Annotated in this window: 14 protein-coding genes and 1 tRNA gene; 5 read left to right on the forward strand and 10 right to left on the reverse strand. The window is 59.6% G+C overall.

Going from position 1 to position 16,628, the window contains the following annotated elements; genetic code table 11:
- The 3 genes from EOA28_RS07060 to EOA28_RS07070 form a co-directional block, all read left to right on the forward strand.
- Positions 1-340 (forward strand): glycosyltransferase family 4 protein (locus tag EOA28_RS07060; RefSeq protein ID WP_128314749.1); only part of this gene is annotated, 340 nt, incomplete at its 5' end.
- A gap of 2 nt (positions 341-342) precedes the next feature.
- Positions 343-1,668, forward strand: a complete 1,326-nt coding sequence (locus EOA28_RS07065; protein ID WP_127251847.1) for a hypothetical protein — start codon at positions 343-345, stop codon at positions 1,666-1,668.
- Positions 1,669-1,694: 26 nt separating this feature from the next.
- A complete protein-coding gene (locus EOA28_RS07070; protein ID WP_127385969.1) occupies positions 1,695-2,534 on the forward strand; it encodes a class I SAM-dependent methyltransferase in 840 nt (279 codons plus the stop codon).
- A 112-nt stretch (positions 2,535-2,646) separates the two neighbouring features.
- Here EOA28_RS07070 and EOA28_RS07075 read toward each other — a convergent pair whose 3' ends face one another.
- The 7 genes from EOA28_RS07075 to EOA28_RS07105 all read right to left on the reverse strand — a co-directional run bounded on the left by EOA28_RS07075 (position 2,647) and on the right by EOA28_RS07105 (position 11,544).
- Positions 2,647-3,816 (reverse strand): acyl-CoA dehydrogenase family protein, encoded by a 1,170-nt coding sequence (locus tag EOA28_RS07075; RefSeq protein ID WP_127249689.1) that lies wholly within the window; start codon positions 3,814-3,816, stop codon positions 2,647-2,649.
- Between the two features lie 75 nt (positions 3,817-3,891).
- Entirely contained in the window at positions 3,892-5,904 is a 2,013-nt protein-coding gene (locus EOA28_RS07080) for a non-ribosomal peptide synthetase (RefSeq protein ID WP_126079475.1), read from the reverse strand.
- Between the two features lie 35 nt (positions 5,905-5,939).
- Positions 5,940-6,956, reverse strand: coding sequence for a thioesterase domain-containing protein (locus EOA28_RS07085; protein WP_127249688.1), 1,017 nt, complete (start codon positions 6,954-6,956; stop codon positions 5,940-5,942).
- Positions 6,957-7,048: 92 nt separating this feature from the next.
- Positions 7,049-7,756, reverse strand: coding sequence for a 4'-phosphopantetheinyl transferase superfamily protein (locus EOA28_RS07090; RefSeq protein ID WP_245501485.1), 708 nt, complete (start codon positions 7,754-7,756; stop codon positions 7,049-7,051).
- Positions 7,757-8,066: 310 nt separating this feature from the next.
- A tRNA-Asn gene (locus tag EOA28_RS07095) sits at positions 8,067-8,151 on the reverse strand.
- Positions 8,152-8,276: 125 nt separating this feature from the next.
- On the reverse strand, positions 8,277-9,419 hold the full coding sequence (locus EOA28_RS07100; RefSeq protein ID WP_126079472.1) for a GNAT family N-acetyltransferase: 1,143 nt from the start codon (positions 9,417-9,419) through the stop codon (positions 8,277-8,279).
- A gap of 268 nt (positions 9,420-9,687) precedes the next feature.
- On the reverse strand, positions 9,688-11,544 hold the full coding sequence (locus tag EOA28_RS07105) for a polysaccharide biosynthesis/export family protein (RefSeq protein WP_189341960.1): 1,857 nt from the start codon (positions 11,542-11,544) through the stop codon (positions 9,688-9,690).
- A gap of 667 nt (positions 11,545-12,211) precedes the next feature.
- Between EOA28_RS07105 and EOA28_RS07110 the strand changes: the two genes are divergently transcribed.
- Together EOA28_RS07110 and EOA28_RS38690 are read left to right on the forward strand one after the other, a co-directional pair.
- Positions 12,212-13,042 carry a response regulator transcription factor gene (locus EOA28_RS07110; RefSeq protein WP_127249685.1) on the forward strand — a complete coding sequence of 277 codons (831 nt, stop codon included), beginning with the start codon at positions 12,212-12,214 and terminating at the stop codon, positions 13,040-13,042.
- Between the two features lie 352 nt (positions 13,043-13,394).
- Positions 13,395-13,751 carry a hypothetical protein gene (locus tag EOA28_RS38690; protein ID WP_189341961.1) on the forward strand — a complete coding sequence of 119 codons (357 nt, stop codon included), beginning with the start codon at positions 13,395-13,397 and terminating at the stop codon, positions 13,749-13,751.
- A gap of 267 nt (positions 13,752-14,018) precedes the next feature.
- Here EOA28_RS38690 and EOA28_RS07120 read toward each other — a convergent pair whose 3' ends face one another.
- The 3 genes from EOA28_RS07120 to EOA28_RS07130 form a co-directional block, all read right to left on the reverse strand.
- The gene (locus tag EOA28_RS07120; RefSeq protein WP_189341963.1) at positions 14,019-14,765 is read right to left on the reverse strand and encodes a response regulator transcription factor; all 747 of its coding nucleotides are present in this window, start codon (positions 14,763-14,765) and stop codon (positions 14,019-14,021) included.
- A 319-nt stretch (positions 14,766-15,084) separates the two neighbouring features.
- A complete protein-coding gene (locus tag EOA28_RS07125; protein ID WP_245463176.1) occupies positions 15,085-15,801 on the reverse strand; it encodes a Crp/Fnr family transcriptional regulator in 717 nt (238 codons plus the stop codon).
- A gap of 476 nt (positions 15,802-16,277) precedes the next feature.
- On the reverse strand, positions 16,278-16,502 hold the full coding sequence (locus tag EOA28_RS07130; protein ID WP_127249684.1) for a hypothetical protein: 225 nt from the start codon (positions 16,500-16,502) through the stop codon (positions 16,278-16,280).
- Positions 16,503-16,628: the final 126 nt, after the last annotated feature.

The raw sequence follows: 16,628 nt of genomic DNA on the forward strand, positions 1-16,628 counted from the left end.
GCCATCGGTGGGGCCAGAAGCCTGTGCGACAGTGATCATGGAGGCTATGGCATCCGGCAAAGCAGTCGTCGCAACGGACGTTGGTGGCATGCCGGATATCGTCGATCATGGCCAAACAGGCCTTCTCGTGCCGAGCGGCGACTCGCATGCCCTCGGCCACGCAATGCAGACATTTCTGGATGACCGCGCCTTGCTCGCCCGCCTGGAGGCGACAGGCCTCGCCAGGATCGAGCGCCTCAAGGCCGGAGCCGTCGTGACTCGGATCGAGCAGGTGTACCGGGACGTCCTGCGCCCAGCCCCCGGAAGGTCCGCGGTGCCGGCACAGCAAGGTTCGGGATAGCAATGGCGTCGGTTGACCATTCCTGGACGGCCATTGCTCGCGTGCGCCGGGAGCTTCGAAAGAGCGCCGCGTTCGTGATGAATTCCGGCGCCATGGCAACCGGAACGGTTGCAGCGGCCGGTCTCGGGTTCGTCTATTGGTGGCTCGCGGCGCGGCTGTTTCCGCCGGAGGTGATCGGCAACACCTCTGCCCTGCTGTCCGTGATGGGACTTATCGGCACGCTGGGGGAGGCAGGGCTCGGGACCATGCTGGTGGGCGAGATCGTCCGGAATCCCGGCAGGGAGCGCGGTCTGGTGGCCGCAGCACTGTGCTTCGGGGTGGCGCTGGGGGTCGGGCTGGCCTTGTTGTTCGTCTTCGGGCACGCGTGTTTCAGCAGCTCTACCGAGCTGATCGGCGGCTGGTTCGTGGGTGTTGTGTTCGTCCTCGGCTGCGGTCTGACCGTTCTCGCCATCTTGGTCGACCAGGCGTTCCTGGGCACCCTGCGCGCCACCGGCAGGATGATCCGGCAAGTGCTGTTCTGCACGTTGAAGCTGATGCTAATCGCCACCGCCGCGGTTGGCGGCTACACGTCCCATACCGCGCTTATTCTGAGCTGGGTGGCCGGTCTTCTGGCGTCCATCATCGGCGTGGACCTGTTGACCCGGGGCGGTGCGCGTCGCCTCGTTGGGCCTCCCGATTTCCAGTTGCTCCGTACGCTGCGGAGGAAGGTCTTCGACCACTACGTGCTCGACGCAGCCTTGCAGGCTCCCGGCATCATCATGCCTTACGTTGTGCTTGTTCTCCTTTCTCCGGCCATCAATGCCGCTTTCGTATCCCTATGGATGCTGGTCACCATCGCCTCGTTGATTCCCGCGGCGATGGCCACTGTCCTGTTCCCCGTGGTGAGAGCGAGCCCGAAACAATCCAGACACGACATCCTTGTATCGGTTATGGCGTCATTGCTCTTTTCGCTGGTCTGCGCCGTTTTCATCTTCACCTATTCGCAGACGATCCTTGCGGTCTTCAATCCAGCCTATGCTGAAATCGCCGGATCGAGCCTGCGCCTTCTCGGCTTTAGCCTGCTGGGATCAACGCTCAAATTCCATGCCTGCACCTTGGCGCGGTTGGGGGACAGGATGCGCAAGGCATCTCGCTGGTTCGCGCTTGGTGGATTGCTGGAGCTGTGCCTGGTGATCGCGGGAGCGAAGCACAGTGGACTTCAAGGCCTGGTCCTGGGCTGGACGCTCGCCGTCAGCATCGAGGGCGTGTGCGCGGCCCTCGTTTTGGCCTTCGCAACGAAGCTGAATTCCGTCGGCGGTCCTGTGCATGAAGGGCCGCCGGTCGCGTAACCATTGGAGAGTAGGAGACACCGTCCATGGCACAACGTTATCGACCGCAATTGGATGGCCTGCGGGGCATCGCGACAAGCGAGAATCCTGTATGGCGCGCGCGTACTGCGCCACGCTACCCCCATCCCGGCGACTCGACCGCGATCGGAAGTAATGTTGCTTACAGGCTCGGCAAGTTGAGAGACCTGGGACTGCTGCAGGGGGTCTGGCTCGACTGCGGCTGCGCCGAGGGCGGCTACACCGAGGCCCTGGTCGCCTGGGGTGCCCAGAAAGCAATTGGCGTCGATCCTGAACGATCGAGGATCGATGAGGCCATGGCTCGCAAACTGGTGAATGATGAGAAGCTTAATCGGCGGCCAGATGCGATCGAATATCACTGCTGCACCGACGACTTCCCATTACCGGATGCGTCCGTTGATGCGACATTGTTGAATGAGGTTCTTGAGCACGTGGCTGACGAGGCGGCCACGCTGCGCGAAATTTGGCGGGTCCTGAGGCCCGGCGGGCTTCTGGTCGTGATGAGTCCAAATCGCTGGTTCCCTTTTGAGGGCCATGGGATGCGGGTTCTGGGCCGCAGCTTCGGTTTCCCTATCCCACTGCTTCCTTGGTTGCCGAGTTCGTGGTCGGCTCGCGTTATGACGGCACGGAACTACTGGCCCCATGAATTGCGCAATGTTGTGGCTGCGGCGGGTTTCGAAATACGGAAGGTCGACTATGTGCTGCCGGTATTAGAGCGCTATCAATGGCTGCCGGCTAGCGCGATACCGGCCTACCGGCGGCTCATGCCATGGATCGAAAAAACGCCTTTGCGGAAATTTGGCGTTTCAACCCTGGTCGTAGCGACCCGCCCCGTCGGCCATACTTAACTGGCCACACCCACTTTCGGAGACCGGTGCTCCACTCAGCCGAGCCATGGCGAATTGAGGTTGAAACGAACAACTTCCGCGTTGACGCGGTGGGATGTGCCGCGCATTGGGCTCACGCCATCGAGGCGACTACCTCCAGCATCACCTCCGTCGCGCCGCCGGCGATGGATAAGACGCGGGCGTCACGCGCTATGCGCTCGATCGGACTCTCTCGCATAACGCCCATGGCGCCGTGGAACTGCACGCACGCATACAACACTTCGTTGACAAGTTCGCCGCAGATGGCCTTCAACATCGAGATCTCGCGCAGGCAATCATCGTCCGCCGCCATGCGCCAGGCGGTGGCATAGAGAAACTCACGGCTTGCCGCCACTTTCGCAGAGAGCATCGCAAGGCGTTGTCGGATCGCCTGCATGTCCCATAGGACGCCCCCGAATGCGCGGCGAGTTTTCACCCAGGAGAGGGTCATGTCGATCGCGGCCTCGGCCATCCCTATCGCCATACCTGCGAGAACAAGGCGCTCATTCTGGAAGTTGCGCATGATGGAGTAGAAGCCCTGTCCCTCCGTGCCGAGCACGTTCTCGGCAGGGATGCGGCAACCATCAAAGACGAGCTCCGCCGTATCGGAGGAACGCCAGCCGAGCTTGTCCAACTCGCGCGCGACACTGAAGCCTGGCGTCCCCTTCTCGACGAGGAACATAGTGATCCCGTGGCTTCCTGCCGAGGGATCAGTCTTGGCTGCGACACAGTAGAGATCCGCGTGGACGCCATTCGTGATGTAGAGCTTCGTGCCGTCGAGCACGTAGGATTCGCCATCTCGCAGCGCGCGTGTGCGGATGGCCTTCACGTCCGAGCCCGCATCAGGCTCCGTGATGGCGACCGCGGTGATCACCTCGCCGCTGATTATGCCCGGCATCCAGCGCGCCCGCTGGGCTTTGGTGCCGTCATGAAAGACGTATAAGGAAGCCATGTCGGCATGGACCAGCATTGCATCGGCGACGCCGCCGTAGGTCGAGCGCCCGAGCTCCTCGGCGAAGACCGTTGATGCGACCGCGTCCATCTCGGCGCCACCATACTCGGCAGGGTAGCGGATGCCGAAGAAGCCGAGTTCGCCCATGCGGCGCAGGATCGGACGAGGAATGAATCCGTTCTCTTCCCAACGATCCGCACAGGGCTTGATTTCCTCATCTACGAACCGGCGCACTTGGTCGCGCAAGAGCTCATATTCCGCCGCCACCCAAGGCAGTCCGGGTTCTCGTGATACCCAAGCTTTGTCCATCATCTTCGTCCGCTCTGCATGCATCCAATGCAAAGGCACCGCCTGGATCGGTGCCGAAGGCCGGGGCATTCCGGCAAGCTAGAGTTCGATCTCCTCTCTCGGTCCCTCCGAGAGTGGGGAGCCTTTGGAATTTGCCACCCAACGCATTCCGTCGATCGCTTCCGCCAGTTCGGCGAGCGTCGGGCGCTCAAAGAGATTGCGAAGCTGCACGTCCACGCCGAAGATCTTGCGCATGCGCGCCACCGCCCGCATCACCAGGAGCGACTCCCCGCCCAAGTCGAAGAAGTTGTCGCGACGGCCGATTGCCTCGACCTTGAGGAGATCGCACCACAGCGCGGCCAGCGTCTTCTCGGTCTCCGTCAACGGGGCGGCGAATTCTTGCGCAGGCTGGAAGTTCTCCGCCGTCGGCTCGGGAAGCGACCAGCGGTCGATCTTGCCGTTGGACGTGAGCGGCATCCGTTCGAGGCAGACGTAGTGCGTCGGAATCATGGATCCCAGGAGTTCTTCGGCGAGGTGCGCGCGCAGCTCCGCGACGGTCAGGGGTTTCGACGAGACATAGTAAGCCACAAGTCGCGCGATGCCGTCTTCTGCCGCTGGCGGTTTGAGATCGCCCGTTTCGACCGTCCTTGGTGTCGTCGCCGGGTTGGCGATGGCGGTGACAGCGCATTCCTGAACGTGCGGATGCTTGAGAAGCCGGGCTTCGATCTCGCCCAGCTCGACACGTGCGCCACCGATCTTCACCTGATGATCGGCGCGGCCGAGAAAGTCCAGGCGCCCTTCCGAGTTCCAGCGGGCGAGATCCCCGGTCTTGTACAGCCGCAGTTTCGAAAACCCATCGCGAGGATCGGTGACCGTAAGGAAACGCTCGTCTGTCAGGTCAAGGCGATTGAAATAGCCCCTCGCGAGACCGTCGCCGGCAATGAACATCTCACCGATGGTGCCGGGGGCGGCCGGTCGATGTGCTTTGTCGAGGACGTAGATGCCCGCATTGGCGGCCGGAACGCCGATCGGCACCGATGCGGATTGATCCCGGTCGATGTCGAAACGGTGAATCATGCAGCCCACCGTGGCTTCGGTTGGTCCGTACTCGTTGTAGATCTCGATGGGATGGGGGATGGCGTTGGTGATATCGCGAGCCAATTCGGTTTTGAAGTCCTCGCCGCCCACGATGAACTTGCGCAGCCTTGTGGTCTCGAGATTGCGGTCGCGGATCATCGCGAGATGCGCCGGCGTCAGCTTCATGATATTGACGGCATTGTCGTCGATGACCTTGAGCACGACCATGCTCTGGACTCCGGGATCACCGCGATAGACCACGATGCGGCCGCCGGTGACGAGTGGCGTATAGAGCGTGGTAACGGTCAGGTCGAAGGCCAGGGATGAGAAAAGGGGCCATGCGTCACCTTCGCTGGAACCGTACACCCGAGCGGCCCACCAGATGTAGTTCACCAGGTTCCGGTGCTCGATCACAACGCCCTTGGGCGTGCCGGTCGAGCCGGAAGTGAAAATGATATAGGCGGCGCTGTCCGGAGTGGCAGCGGACGGCCGGGCCGAATCCGGCTGATTCAAAATCGGCCCGAAATCGGCGTCGAGCAGGAAAATGTCGGCAAGGTTCGGGGAAATGACGGATTGAAGGCGCGCCTGTGTGATCGCCACCGGCGCCCGCCCGTCGGTCCCGTTGGCAATGTCCTTCAGGATCGTTGCGAGACGCCCCTTCGGCGTCGCCGCATCCACCGGCACGTAGGCCGCGCCCGACTTCAGGACGCCCAAGATCGCGACGACGACCTCAATGGAATGCTCCATGAACACAACGACAATCCGACCTGGCCCAGCGCCGGTCGAGCTCAGATGCATGGCCATCTGGTTGGAGCGTTCGTCGAGCTGCCGGTACGTCAGCGTTGCGTCGCCGAAACGGATCGCTTCGGCGTTAGGACTGCGCCTCGCCTGGTCTCGGAAGAGATCGATGATCGTCCTGTCCGACGGGTAGGGTGCTGCCGTAGCGTTGTACTCGACAACCAGCGTCTTATGATCGGCATCTTTCAGCGGGGAGAGCGCTACGCCCTTCACCGCGATAGGCAGGACCTCGTTCATCAGATACGCTCCCCAGTGCAGAAATCAAAGATCAATCACATCAATCGCCCAGCCCTTCGGGTTGCCTGGCGATAGAGTTCTGCGATGGCAGGCGCATCCGGCTCCTCCAGCATACGACTATCGTTGCAGTCCTCGGGCCCGAAATAGAATTCGGCTTGGGGCGTTACTCGAAGCCATTGGCGCGGTGCCGCACCCGATCGCATCCAAGCCTTGTTCGGAAGGAAAATGCATACTCGACCCGAATACGGGGTGGGGGTGTACCGCCGCAAAGCCGTGATCGCCGTGGATTTGAGTCGAGCTCTGCTCGCCAGCACCGGGTCGGTCGTGACAGGCTCTTTGGGGGTCACGAGGGCGCCGACGTGCCCGCCGAGGTTCCGAAGACGCCTGCCGAAATACCGGAGACGAGCGCCGAAGGTCGGCAGCTTTGCTATCTCTCGCAGAAATGAATCGGCGGTGCGATTGGCAAAGAAATATAACTGACGCGGCAATTCCTTAAAGGTGATGGGGTGCAGGGGGCCAAAGAGCGCCATGCATGGGACCTCCGCTCCGCGTTGACGCAGGATTTTCGCCAACTCGAGAGCGGTTGCAGCGCCGGAGCAGTAACCGGCGATGATGTAGGGACCGGTGGGCTGATATGCGACGATCTGGCGGGCGAAATACTCGGCAATATCTTCGACGCGTTCCATCGGTTCGCTCTGCCCATCGAAGCCGGACGGTTGGAGTGCGTAGAACGGCTGATCGCCACCCAGGTGCTTCGACAGGTCCGAGAATGAGAAGGGCGCCCCGATATGCCCGGGCACGGCATAGATGGGCGTGCGTGTTCCGCGAGACTGCAGGGGGATGATTGCTGGCTGTTGCTGGGCTGCCGCCGTGGCCATGTTCAGAAACGCGATGATTTCGCCCTTCCGCTCACGCAACTGGTTGGAAGACTCGGCAGTCAGTGCGCCAGCTGGGGCGTTGCAGCGCAGCCGGTCACCCTCTACCCAAACCTTGATGTCCTTGACCGCGAGGTCTGCGAGAAGCTCCGGGATCTGCATCACGTCCGCCAACATAGGCTCTCTCGAGTTGGTTGCCCTCCTCGCTTATCTGCAGTGCATCGTAAGTGAATGATGGCATCGCCGACATTTCGATTCCGGACTACCACTCAATTCCGGACTGCCACGGTCCCGATGTACCCGGGTTTCGGTACGAAGCTATGAAGAGTCCAGTCCTCTTCCTCCCAAGAAAGGGGCTGTCCCAAACCGCACCCAAGGGCCTTTGAGACAGCCTCCAGCCGGGTCCAGCGCCGGAGGAAGCCTTCCGGCCGGTCTTGCTGGCCCAGGGCGGTGTACGACCGGTACTCGGAGGTGGAAAAGCAGAGCGCTGCGATCTCGTCCGCTTCGGGCACGGGAAGAACGGCCTCGATGTCCACCCCGACCTCCTCCCTGGTCGAGAGAGCGACCAGCGCGACATCTCCGGATCGTGAGACGCTGAAGCGCAAATCGCGAGCAGGCATGCGTGGCGAGAGGTAGGGTTTGCCCAGGCTTCCATATTCCAGTTCGAGGTCGGACGGCGAGATTCCCAGTTTGGAAGCGAGGACCCGGTATAGCAGCCCACGGGTGGCTTCAAAGCGGCGGCGATCCCGCTCCAGTCTCAACCCATCGGCGCGCCGACGTTCCTCTTCGTTGAGGCAAACGCCTATCTCGCGGATGACGTTCTGCTCCGCGTCGAGCATGAATGCCAGAACCTCTAAACCATCTTTCTCGAAAATCGGCATAATGATCCCGGATCTCAGCCCGACTTCGTCCAAAGAGTATGAAGGGGGCGGTTCCGGCTCCGCCGGAGCGCCAGAAAATTGGATGAACTCGAGCACGGGGCAGTCAGAAGTCATACGTGGCTCCCGATCGCTGGGAACGCTCATGCATGTAAAGAACGGCAGGGCCGTTCATGCCGATCCGCGATGAAACAATCATGTAAGGGCGAGAGCAAGGAGCGGTGGGCGGATATTTTGGTGTATGGATGGAGGCTATAAAGCCCTAGAAATGTTACTTGCTGCGAAATCGCGTCAGGTCAAAGCAGTCTCCGCGCGTCGCTTGCGATGCCATCGTCAGTTAAGATCCAATTCGGATTACCTCTTCTGACTATCGATCGGTTATGGTCGCTACGTTGCGATTTAGAATCTATGGCTCCAGCGGTAGGAGTCGAACCTACAAGCCTTGCGGCGTCGCATCAACAGTGCGGTGCGTCTACCAATTCCGCCACGCTGAAACATAGATTAGACAAATTCAACCTCTCCTTGCCTCCCTTGCCAAACAGCCGACCTGCCGCTTCAAGGTCCAAGAGCCGGCCTCAAAGACTCGATCAGAATGGCAGCTCCCTTTTTGGTCGACACCTCAAGCCGCGGCCTGTCTCACATGAGCAGCAATGGTCCCCAGCACCCCCTTGGCCCCGCGCAGCTTTGCCTCAATGCGGCGCTCTGGACTGTCTCTGCCTATCGCGATCCACCGCAAAGGCTGCTCCGCATTGGCCAGGTGTGACTTGTGCCCGGCGGAGCCTGCCAGAAAATCGTAGCCGCACTCCCCGCGTCCGATGCTATCCTCAATCGCCAGCACATGGCTGATAAGCCCGGGTTTGAGCCGGCCGTCGCGCTCAAACACAAAGCCGCTTTGATAGTTGAGAACACGCCCGTCATGGACGAAGTTGTACAAAACACCAATTGTCTGCTCCCCAACCAAAGTCCGTGAGATGCGGACGGTCCCCGTGGGAACTCCCCGCGCAATAAGGTCCTCGTGAAAGCGACGGAAGCTCGGGTTGGCAAAGGATCCCTTATGTCTCCACCGCGCCTGATGGAGCTCGGCGAGCAAATCAAACGCGACGAGCGCGTCAGCTGTCGCTTCCTGCGTCCGGAACTCAATGGGCCCGCGTTCCGCATATAACCGCATGGCACGGCTTACCGCTTGACGAGTATTTCGGCCCAACGTGGCGCGGTAATTTCCGCCTTTCTGGCGGACTTTGGTGAAATCGATCCATCGTGCCGTATCTACCGCTTTGACCTCGGCAAGGAACCCAGCTCGCCCCGCGGTGCGACAAGCGGCTGAGTCAAAGTCCTGATCAATTCCAGAGAGCACCAGCTGGTCGGAGTAGCGCAAGTGACGTGCCAAGGCCTCGAGGCATGCCGCTCTAACGGCATCGGCCAGGGATCGCTCCGCTAGAATATTGTTGTACTCGATGAACAGTCGATCGAAACGAACGTCTCCGGTTTCATTGAGCAGCCAACGCGCTCGCGCATGCGGCCCGAAACTCCACGTCCTCCGACGGCAAATAATCGCCAAGCCGACAATCTTGCCTGACGTCCGAGCGACTAAGACGTGTGGTTGCGCACCCGCCGGGAGATGCCGTAGCCACGTTCCGATCCACAACCAGGATAGATAGAATGAGTGAGTGGCTCGCGCTTCGAGCTCCTTCCAATCGGTCTCAAGTTTCTCGATGTTCTGCAAGGTCTCCACACTAACGTCGATCACCGTATCCTGAGGCATGGCATGCTCGTCTGAAGCCACACGATAGCGCTTCGCATTGAAATCTGAGATGTAGCGATTGATAACTGAGAGACGTAGCGAGATCCTGACATGCTCCCCTCTTTCAAATACTTTTCCGACCGAGTAGCTTCCAAAATAACAGGCAAATGAGGCTCCTCGAAAGAGGCAGCTTCAGTCTTCAGCACGATGCCGTCAGTACTTTGCCAACGCTATAGCTCGGGCTGCCGTTGGGAATTGCCACCCCGACGGCAAACCCGTTTGTTAGGCGTCAATTCGGATTGATCATCTGATCAGCCAGCACGCGCCCAGGCGCTGCTTCGTTGAGAGTGCTCGCGGCCGGCAGGTTGTCGCCGGTCGGCAACGAGGTTGGAACCGGCGAGCCGGCTGGCTCTCTTGGCTGGCTTTCGTCCATGCTTATGTTGACGAGGTCGCCTGGCCGCAAAAGGGTCATCCCGTCGGACTCGATGCTGACCGGCCCGGCTGGCGATTGCCGCACGATTTGATAGGTCACCCTGTTCGCGTTCGCTGTGAACTGGGCCGCAAACTGGGCGCGGGTCACCGGCAACGTGTACAGGACGCCTTCGCTGGCGTTCAAGTCGTGCACATTGGTCGCGATCTGATTCTCCGTCGTCTCAAGCTCGACCTCAAGATCGTTCGTGTGGTCGGCGCGGGCTTGCATCACCTCAGCCTCCAGCGAAGCGACGCGCTGCTTGGCGCTCGAGAACCGGTTAAGGGCGTCCTGCCGACGTTGTTCCGCGTCAGACAGCTCGGCCTGGGCCTGGTCCATCATGGTCACGTTGAGAACTTTGCGGTTCACAAGCGTTTGCATGGTGTTGACGCGCTCCTGGCGCAGCTTGACGAGCTCGTCCAGCGATTCCATGTGTCCATACGCGACGACATCCTGCTTGGCTGCCTCCAGCGCCGCCAGGCTCGCGCGTTCGCGATACTTGCGGGCCATGGCGAGGGCATTACGGCGGTCGCTCTGCTCATTGACGAGATTGGCGGCTTCGGTCGGGCCGGCCAATTCCAGCAACTGGGACGGGATCTTGGGCGCCGTCCCGTCGCGCTCGGCTTCCAGGACGGCCGCGCGCGCGAGCAGTTTCACCATGGCATCGATCGCCCCGCTCCGCTTCTGGGTTTCACGCACGGCTTCGATCTGCTGCCACGGCTCGCTCGAGCTCTGGTTCAGTCCGCCGGCCAGCGCGACGGCATGTAGGATCGTCATGCCGGGCGCGTACTTGAACGAGCCTGGATTCCTGACCGGCCCCAGCACGTAAATAGGCGAGCGCTCCAGCGACAGGATGTTGACCAGCCCCTTGCGGCCAAGAAGTTGGTTGAAGGTTTCCACCAGGTCGTCCTGTACTTGCTGCGCCGACCGGTTGGCGACCGGAACGGAGCCAAGCAAGGGCAAGGAAATCGTGCCGTCCTCCTGAACAGTATATTCGCCGCTCAGTTCCGGACGCTGCAGGATGCCGCCCAGGGCCGAGGCCGAGGACGTGCCTCCCCACTTGTCTTCCTCGACGTCGACTCGCTCGTAGAACGCGAGCTTGAGGCGGTCGCCGACGCCGAACGGGCTGCCGGTTGGCGCGTTTGGTTCAATGCCGCGTGTTCCGGAGCGCTCGGAATTGGTGGCGACGGCAGGGGCTGCGTTCCTTTCGATCGACGCAGCAGGAGACGAATCCGGTCCCGTTCCGGGAGTTTTGGAACCCTCAGCGCTAAGGATGACAGGCGCGGCACTCGGTGCGGTGAAAGCGGCGGCCAACGTACCCGATCCAGGCATGACCGCGCGGGACGGTTCGGCTATGGTTTGAGCTGGTTGATCTTGCCAGCTGTCAATAGCAGAAGAGACTTTCTGCGCCAGGGCTCCGAAACCCTCCTCGACCCGCTGCGCCAGGGTTCCGGAGACCTCCTCGACCCGCTGCGCCGTGGTTCCGGAAACCTGCTGGACCCTCTGCGCCAGGGTTCCGGAAACCTCCTCGACCCTCTGCGTCAGGGCTCCGGAGACGTCCTCGACCTTCTGCATCGCGGGTCCGGAGGCATCCCTGAGGGCCTCCCAGTTTCTGATCGCGCCCGCTCCCAGAGCGGCGACGCTGGAGAGCCCCATGACAAGCAGGACGCCCTTCATGCCGCTCCGGGCCGAATTTGACGAGGAAGCGACGGGTTCGGAGGCGGGTTCGGAATTGTATTTTGTCTCTATTGCCATGGCACGTGACCTTCACTTTTTCAGTGGTGACCATCCCGTCTCGAACTGGTCGAGCCGAGCAAAGGCTGCGCCCTATCGTGACCCTTCACCTCCAACGGCACAACTATCCTTTGTGGGCACTCCTTCCGGATAAACACCGCCTGCGCGGGCTCGTTCAATGATGAGATTGCTGCGCCGCAGACGAACCTCTTTGACGGCAACCGAGACAAGGCGATCGAACGCGGCGAACAGCCGGGATTGGTCGGCCGACAAAGCGTCTCGAACCGCCTGCGGCCCAACATACATCTGCAGGACGGCTGGGACATCCTCCCGATTTCATCGTCCAAGCTTTGGAGAACGAGGAGATCACCATTTACGCCTCCTAGCCGCAAACCCGATCGAGGCTTTGGGTTTGAGAATCCGGATAGTCCTCGACGATGCTGCCCTACGCCTAAAGAGGGTATTTGGGCGCCTAAAGAGGGTATCTTGGCATGGGATATCGTGGCGTAAGGTAATTTAGGCCAAGGAATTAGGGCGGTTGGCGCGTTGCGTGCCGGGCACTACACCGGGTCTTAGGGACGTCGAGCGCCACAGGTTAGAGGAAGTTGTGATGACAAGGCAATCGTTTGTAACAGTGCTTGTCGGGGCGAACGAATTACTTCGAGAGGGTCTTATTCGAATCCTGGATGCAGAAAAATTTCGTATTCTCTCCTCTGCGGCTTGTGTTCACGATCTTCTGCAGAAATCGCTACCCCAGCACCGGTCCATCTTGCTCATCGTGGATGTAGACGGCACTGGGGGGGATGCCGGATTTGGGCAAATTGCAGACTTTAAAGCAATGTATCCGACCAGCCATGTCGTGGCGCTGGCCGATCAGTGTCGATCGAACGATATAGTTTCAGCCTTTCGCGCGGGGGCTGACGCGTATTTGACCAAAACCGCTGCTCGTGAAACCTTCATCAAAGCCATCGAATTGGTTATGCTTGGCCAGACCGTGTTACCTGCGGAAACATCGACTTTTATTCAAGAAATTTGGCCCGTTATGAAGTATGATGCGGTGCGTGATTTGGCAAGCGTGGCTGTTGAAATCGAGGACGAGGATAGAGAGCTGTCAGTTTTGTCGAATCGAGAAAAATGTATCCTTCGTTGCTTGATCGAAGGAGAGTCTAACAAAACCATCGCGCGCAAAATTGACATCGCCGAAGCTACGGTGAAAGTACACGTCAAGGCAATCCTTCGAAAAATTCGGGTCCGCAACCGTACTCAGGCTGCAGTTTGGGCGATGAATCACGGCGTGCTCACTCCCTCGTCCGGCAATGGCCTGTCAGGGAACGAAAAGATCGCCATTCAGCCCTCCCACGATCAGCAAGAGCTGATTGGAGCACAAAAGGGATACCGCTTCCTCAAGCACTCATCCGATGTGACCGCCGCCTCTTCTTGATATAGTCCCGCCGGGCTGCTCGTGGTCGCAGGCCGAGCTTCGTGCGAAATCACAATGTGCCTGCAGCTAACTCAACGCTCGAAGGACTGGGTTCGACCGGGAGACATTCGCTGGGCTCGCCGGGTTGCGCGGAGTCGACTATTTTGCCACGGCTTTCAGCTCAGGCAGGCCAAATTCTTTGGCAGTTACATCTCGCGAAAAACGAGCGGTGGATCATCGGTGAAAAGGCTTGAACTCGCCCGACGGTGTGCTAACAAAAATTTGCCTGTGTCGTCGGGCGAGGGACAGAAGCAGCCCATTTAAAGCTAACAGATTTTCAACATCCTTTTTGAAGTTGAGAGGATGCATCAAGGTGGATAACGCACAAATTGCTCCTGGATTTTCGCTCAACGAAGCCCGAATTGGAACGGTCGTGGGCGGAGAGTCGGGGCTCCTGGTCTGGAAGTTCGATCAACTGGTTGCAGTCCTTACTCGCATCGACGAGGAAGCCTACTCGACAAAGGGCAAATGGTTCCTCGAGACAGGCTTCGGGTTGCTAAGCGGGCAGCACAAGAATTTCGATACGATCGAGGAAGCCCTGAGCTGGGTGGGCAGACATACCTTCTCTAGTTCAGCGACTGAGCGGTTGAAGCGGATGGACGAGACCGGGGGCGGCGCTGCGCCAGGCCAGCGGCTACCAGCCGAAGATTATATCGGGAGCTTGGCGTGACCGGCTGGTCGGGCGCTCCCGAAGAAAGACGTCACCTTGCGCGGGTTTATGACCGAATTTGGCGAGCGGCCTGAAGGTCGCGCGCTCGGTCTGCGAATTCGTGCACACCCACAAAAAAGGCGCTGACCAGAACTGAGCAGGATCGTGTGGACGCGCCGCGCCGGCGGGCGCGGTGGGTCCAGCATCAAGACCGGGTTGAACTCGCCCTCTTGGTGACCGGAGGCAATTTCATTCCGCTCTAGTCACTGCAATGAGGATCCTCGACCTTCACTTTCGCAGAGCTCCTTCCGCGAAGAGATCGTTGACCTTGTAGGCGACTTCCGTGCGGTTGGTCGCCTTCAGTTTCTTCATGATGTTTCGGATATGCACCTTCACGGTGCTTTCGCGCAGGTTCAGCTCATAGGCGATGACCTTGTTGGCTTTCCCGCGGCAGAGCGCTTGGGCGACCTCGGCTTGCCTTAGAGTGAACATTCTCGACAAAGGCTGCGTGTCGCGGCTTTCTGACTCGATCAGATGCCGCATGGAGAGAACGCTGCTTGCCGGAACAAAGATACCTCCTGCTGCAGCAAGGTTGATTGCTTCGACACACACATCGATACCGACTGAGGTCGGAATGTAGCCTCGTGCGCCACATTCGAGTGCTGCCAATATCTGTGCAAGGTCCTCATTGTCCGCCAGGACAACTACAGGGATCGATTTGAACTCAGACGATATGCGCCTGATCTCGTCGGCCGTGACATGATCGGTGACCTTCCGACCGCCAAGGTTGAAGAGTATGGCGACCAGGGGAGGGGCTGAGCCCTTCTTCATGCGCCATTCTTCGATCGAACCCATGGCTGCGACCGCCATGCCAAGTTCGTGGTCTACGAGGGCCGATGCAAGACATTCTCGGTCCAAGGCCCTTCCATCCAGTATGAGAAGGCACTGCTCATGACGAGCATTTTCGGTTCCGTTACTCAAAACCCTTGGCTGATTCAAAGAGGTGTAATTAACCAGTCCAGCTGAGGAACTCATATTACCCACCCTATTGCCCACGAGCCGCCCCCGGCGGCCGACCATCCCTTGTTCCAGAATTTGGAAAAATGATCCTGCCCGTCCAGTTTTTAGGCTGGATCGCTTCATCCTGACCACACAGCTGTTCCCGCCTACCCCAGCGAAGAACGGCTAACGTACTCTAGGGTGGTATTATTAGCGGTCGCTAACCTAGGTTAATTTTTGGTAAATTTGCGGATAGGCGGTGCCGACCAGGCCTTGAAGACGCCGCGCCACAGGTTCCCAGGCACGCCGCTATGCCTGCTGATCGCGGGAGCAGGCTGGATTCGCCAGGAGAAATCTAGCTGAGGTACTCTTTCTCAAACCCGGCCGATTTTACGAGGTTCTTGCGGCTGAGAATCTCGACATGGCCAGCCTTGAACGAGACAAGACCGGCACTGCGGAGTTCCCTCAATGTCCGGTTCACGTGAACGGGGGTCATTCCGAGGATGTCCGCCAGTTCATTCTGAGTGAGAGGGCAGTCATACTTCCCGTGAGCGGACAGGCCAACGTTGGAGAGCCTTTCCTCCAATTCGAGCAGGAAATGGGCGGTCCGGCTCATTGCGTTGCGCCGCCCGACATTCACTAGGTGCTCGGCTAGAATGGCATTCATCCGTGCCAGGGAGTGGGCAATCTTGCTGCCGAAAGTAGCCTCGGACAAGATTCCCTCGACCAAGGCCTTCCTTGGTATCGGGTAAACAGTCGCATCGGTTATGGATGCTAGCGAAGCGAACCGTGGTCCGTCTACGGACCGGAAGCCGACAATGTCTCCCCAAAGGGGAGTGTCAATGATCTGCCGTTCTCCGTCCGGCAGCCCGCGGTAGAGCAGGGTCCAGCCTGACTTTACGATGAATATCGTATCGTCGTCGTCATCCTGGCGACATATGATCGAATCGGGTTTGTAGGCTCTTGGGGTAACACCGAGAAAATGGGTGTTGACCCACTCAGCCTTCGACCACGTCTCCCCAACCGGACGTGGGCCTATGAATTGCGACAATGTCTGCATGGAGATCAGCAATTTCCCCAACCCTACCACAACCTACAATAGTTAATTCTTGAACGCCAGATGTGAGCGGCTTCACAATGAGCTGGCTATGGTAGCAACGCTCGATGGAAAAGAACACTTCTCCGACCTCTGCAACGCCGCAACGACTTCGAAGTTCCGTATCAGCCTCCTAAGGTGGAGAGAGCCGATGTCTTCGCCGGGGATGGTGCGGCCTTCAGGCGAGGCGTCATTTGCAACCGCCTGACTTTGCGCATTTCGCGTCCAAAACGCGATTTGGCCGGTTGCGGAAAGTTGCAATTGGGAATTTGCACGCCTGGCCTCAAGAATGGTCGGGCAGGGCGGCTACTGTGCATGTCTCCCAGAAATGTGCAGCGATTGTGGGAGACATGCATCAAAACAAAGGCCTAAGCGCGTGCCCTGAATCCTCTTCAGCGACTCGCTTTGGGCTACCGCAGCCGTTGTCGATGAATGCATACACGTTTCGGTCTTCAGGCGTTTCCCATCGGGGCGGCCTTGCTCAGCCATTGAGGATCGAGAGCCGTATCGCCGGGATGGATAGGGGCTTCGAAGGAATCGATCAGGGTTTTTGCCGCTCTGCCTGCAAGGTGGGATTCTGCGTACCTGGCTTGGACGGCCCGGGCGCGGTCGTAAACTTCTTTGAGTTGCCGGACCTCCTTGGCTCCCAACGTCCCACGCATAATCTGCCTGGCCATACCGTTTCTCCTTCTGCATTGGAACGCCAAGCATATCGCCGTGGTTGCCTATCAGCGCTGCCCTCCGCGCCCGCGCGCGAAAAGACGCGCCAATCTTGGCAGCGGCCTGTAATCACCTGCAAAACC

The organism is Mesorhizobium sp. M2A.F.Ca.ET.067.02.1.1 (assembly GCF_004023285.1).
Lineage (GTDB): Bacteria > Pseudomonadota > Alphaproteobacteria > Rhizobiales > Rhizobiaceae > Mesorhizobium.

Coding starts and splice junctions, on each gene's coding strand:
- EOA28_RS07105 (WP_189341960.1), bottom strand. CDS start 11,544: ATGAAGGGCGTCCTGCTTGTCATGGGGCTCTCCAGCGTCGCCGCTCTG.
- EOA28_RS07120 (WP_189341963.1), bottom strand. CDS start 14,765: ATGAGTTCCTCAGCTGGACTGGTTAATTACACCTCTTTGAATCAGCCA.
- EOA28_RS07130 (WP_127249684.1), bottom strand. CDS start 16,502: ATGGCCAGGCAGATTATGCGTGGGACGTTGGGAGCCAAGGAGGTCCGG.
- EOA28_RS07110 (WP_127249685.1), top strand. CDS start 12,212: ATGACAAGGCAATCGTTTGTAACAGTGCTTGTCGGGGCGAACGAATTA.
- EOA28_RS07065 (WP_127251847.1), top strand. CDS start 343: ATGGCGTCGGTTGACCATTCCTGGACGGCCATTGCTCGCGTGCGCCGG.
- EOA28_RS07075 (WP_127249689.1), bottom strand. CDS start 3,816: ATGATGGACAAAGCTTGGGTATCACGAGAACCCGGACTGCCTTGGGTG.
- EOA28_RS07085 (WP_127249688.1), bottom strand. CDS start 6,956: ATGTTGGCGGACGTGATGCAGATCCCGGAGCTTCTCGCAGACCTCGCG.
- EOA28_RS07100 (WP_126079472.1), bottom strand. CDS start 9,419: ATGCCTCAGGATACGGTGATCGACGTTAGTGTGGAGACCTTGCAGAAC.
- EOA28_RS07070 (WP_127385969.1), top strand. CDS start 1,695: ATGGCACAACGTTATCGACCGCAATTGGATGGCCTGCGGGGCATCGCG.
- EOA28_RS07080 (WP_126079475.1), bottom strand. CDS start 5,904: ATGAACGAGGTCCTGCCTATCGCGGTGAAGGGCGTAGCGCTCTCCCCG.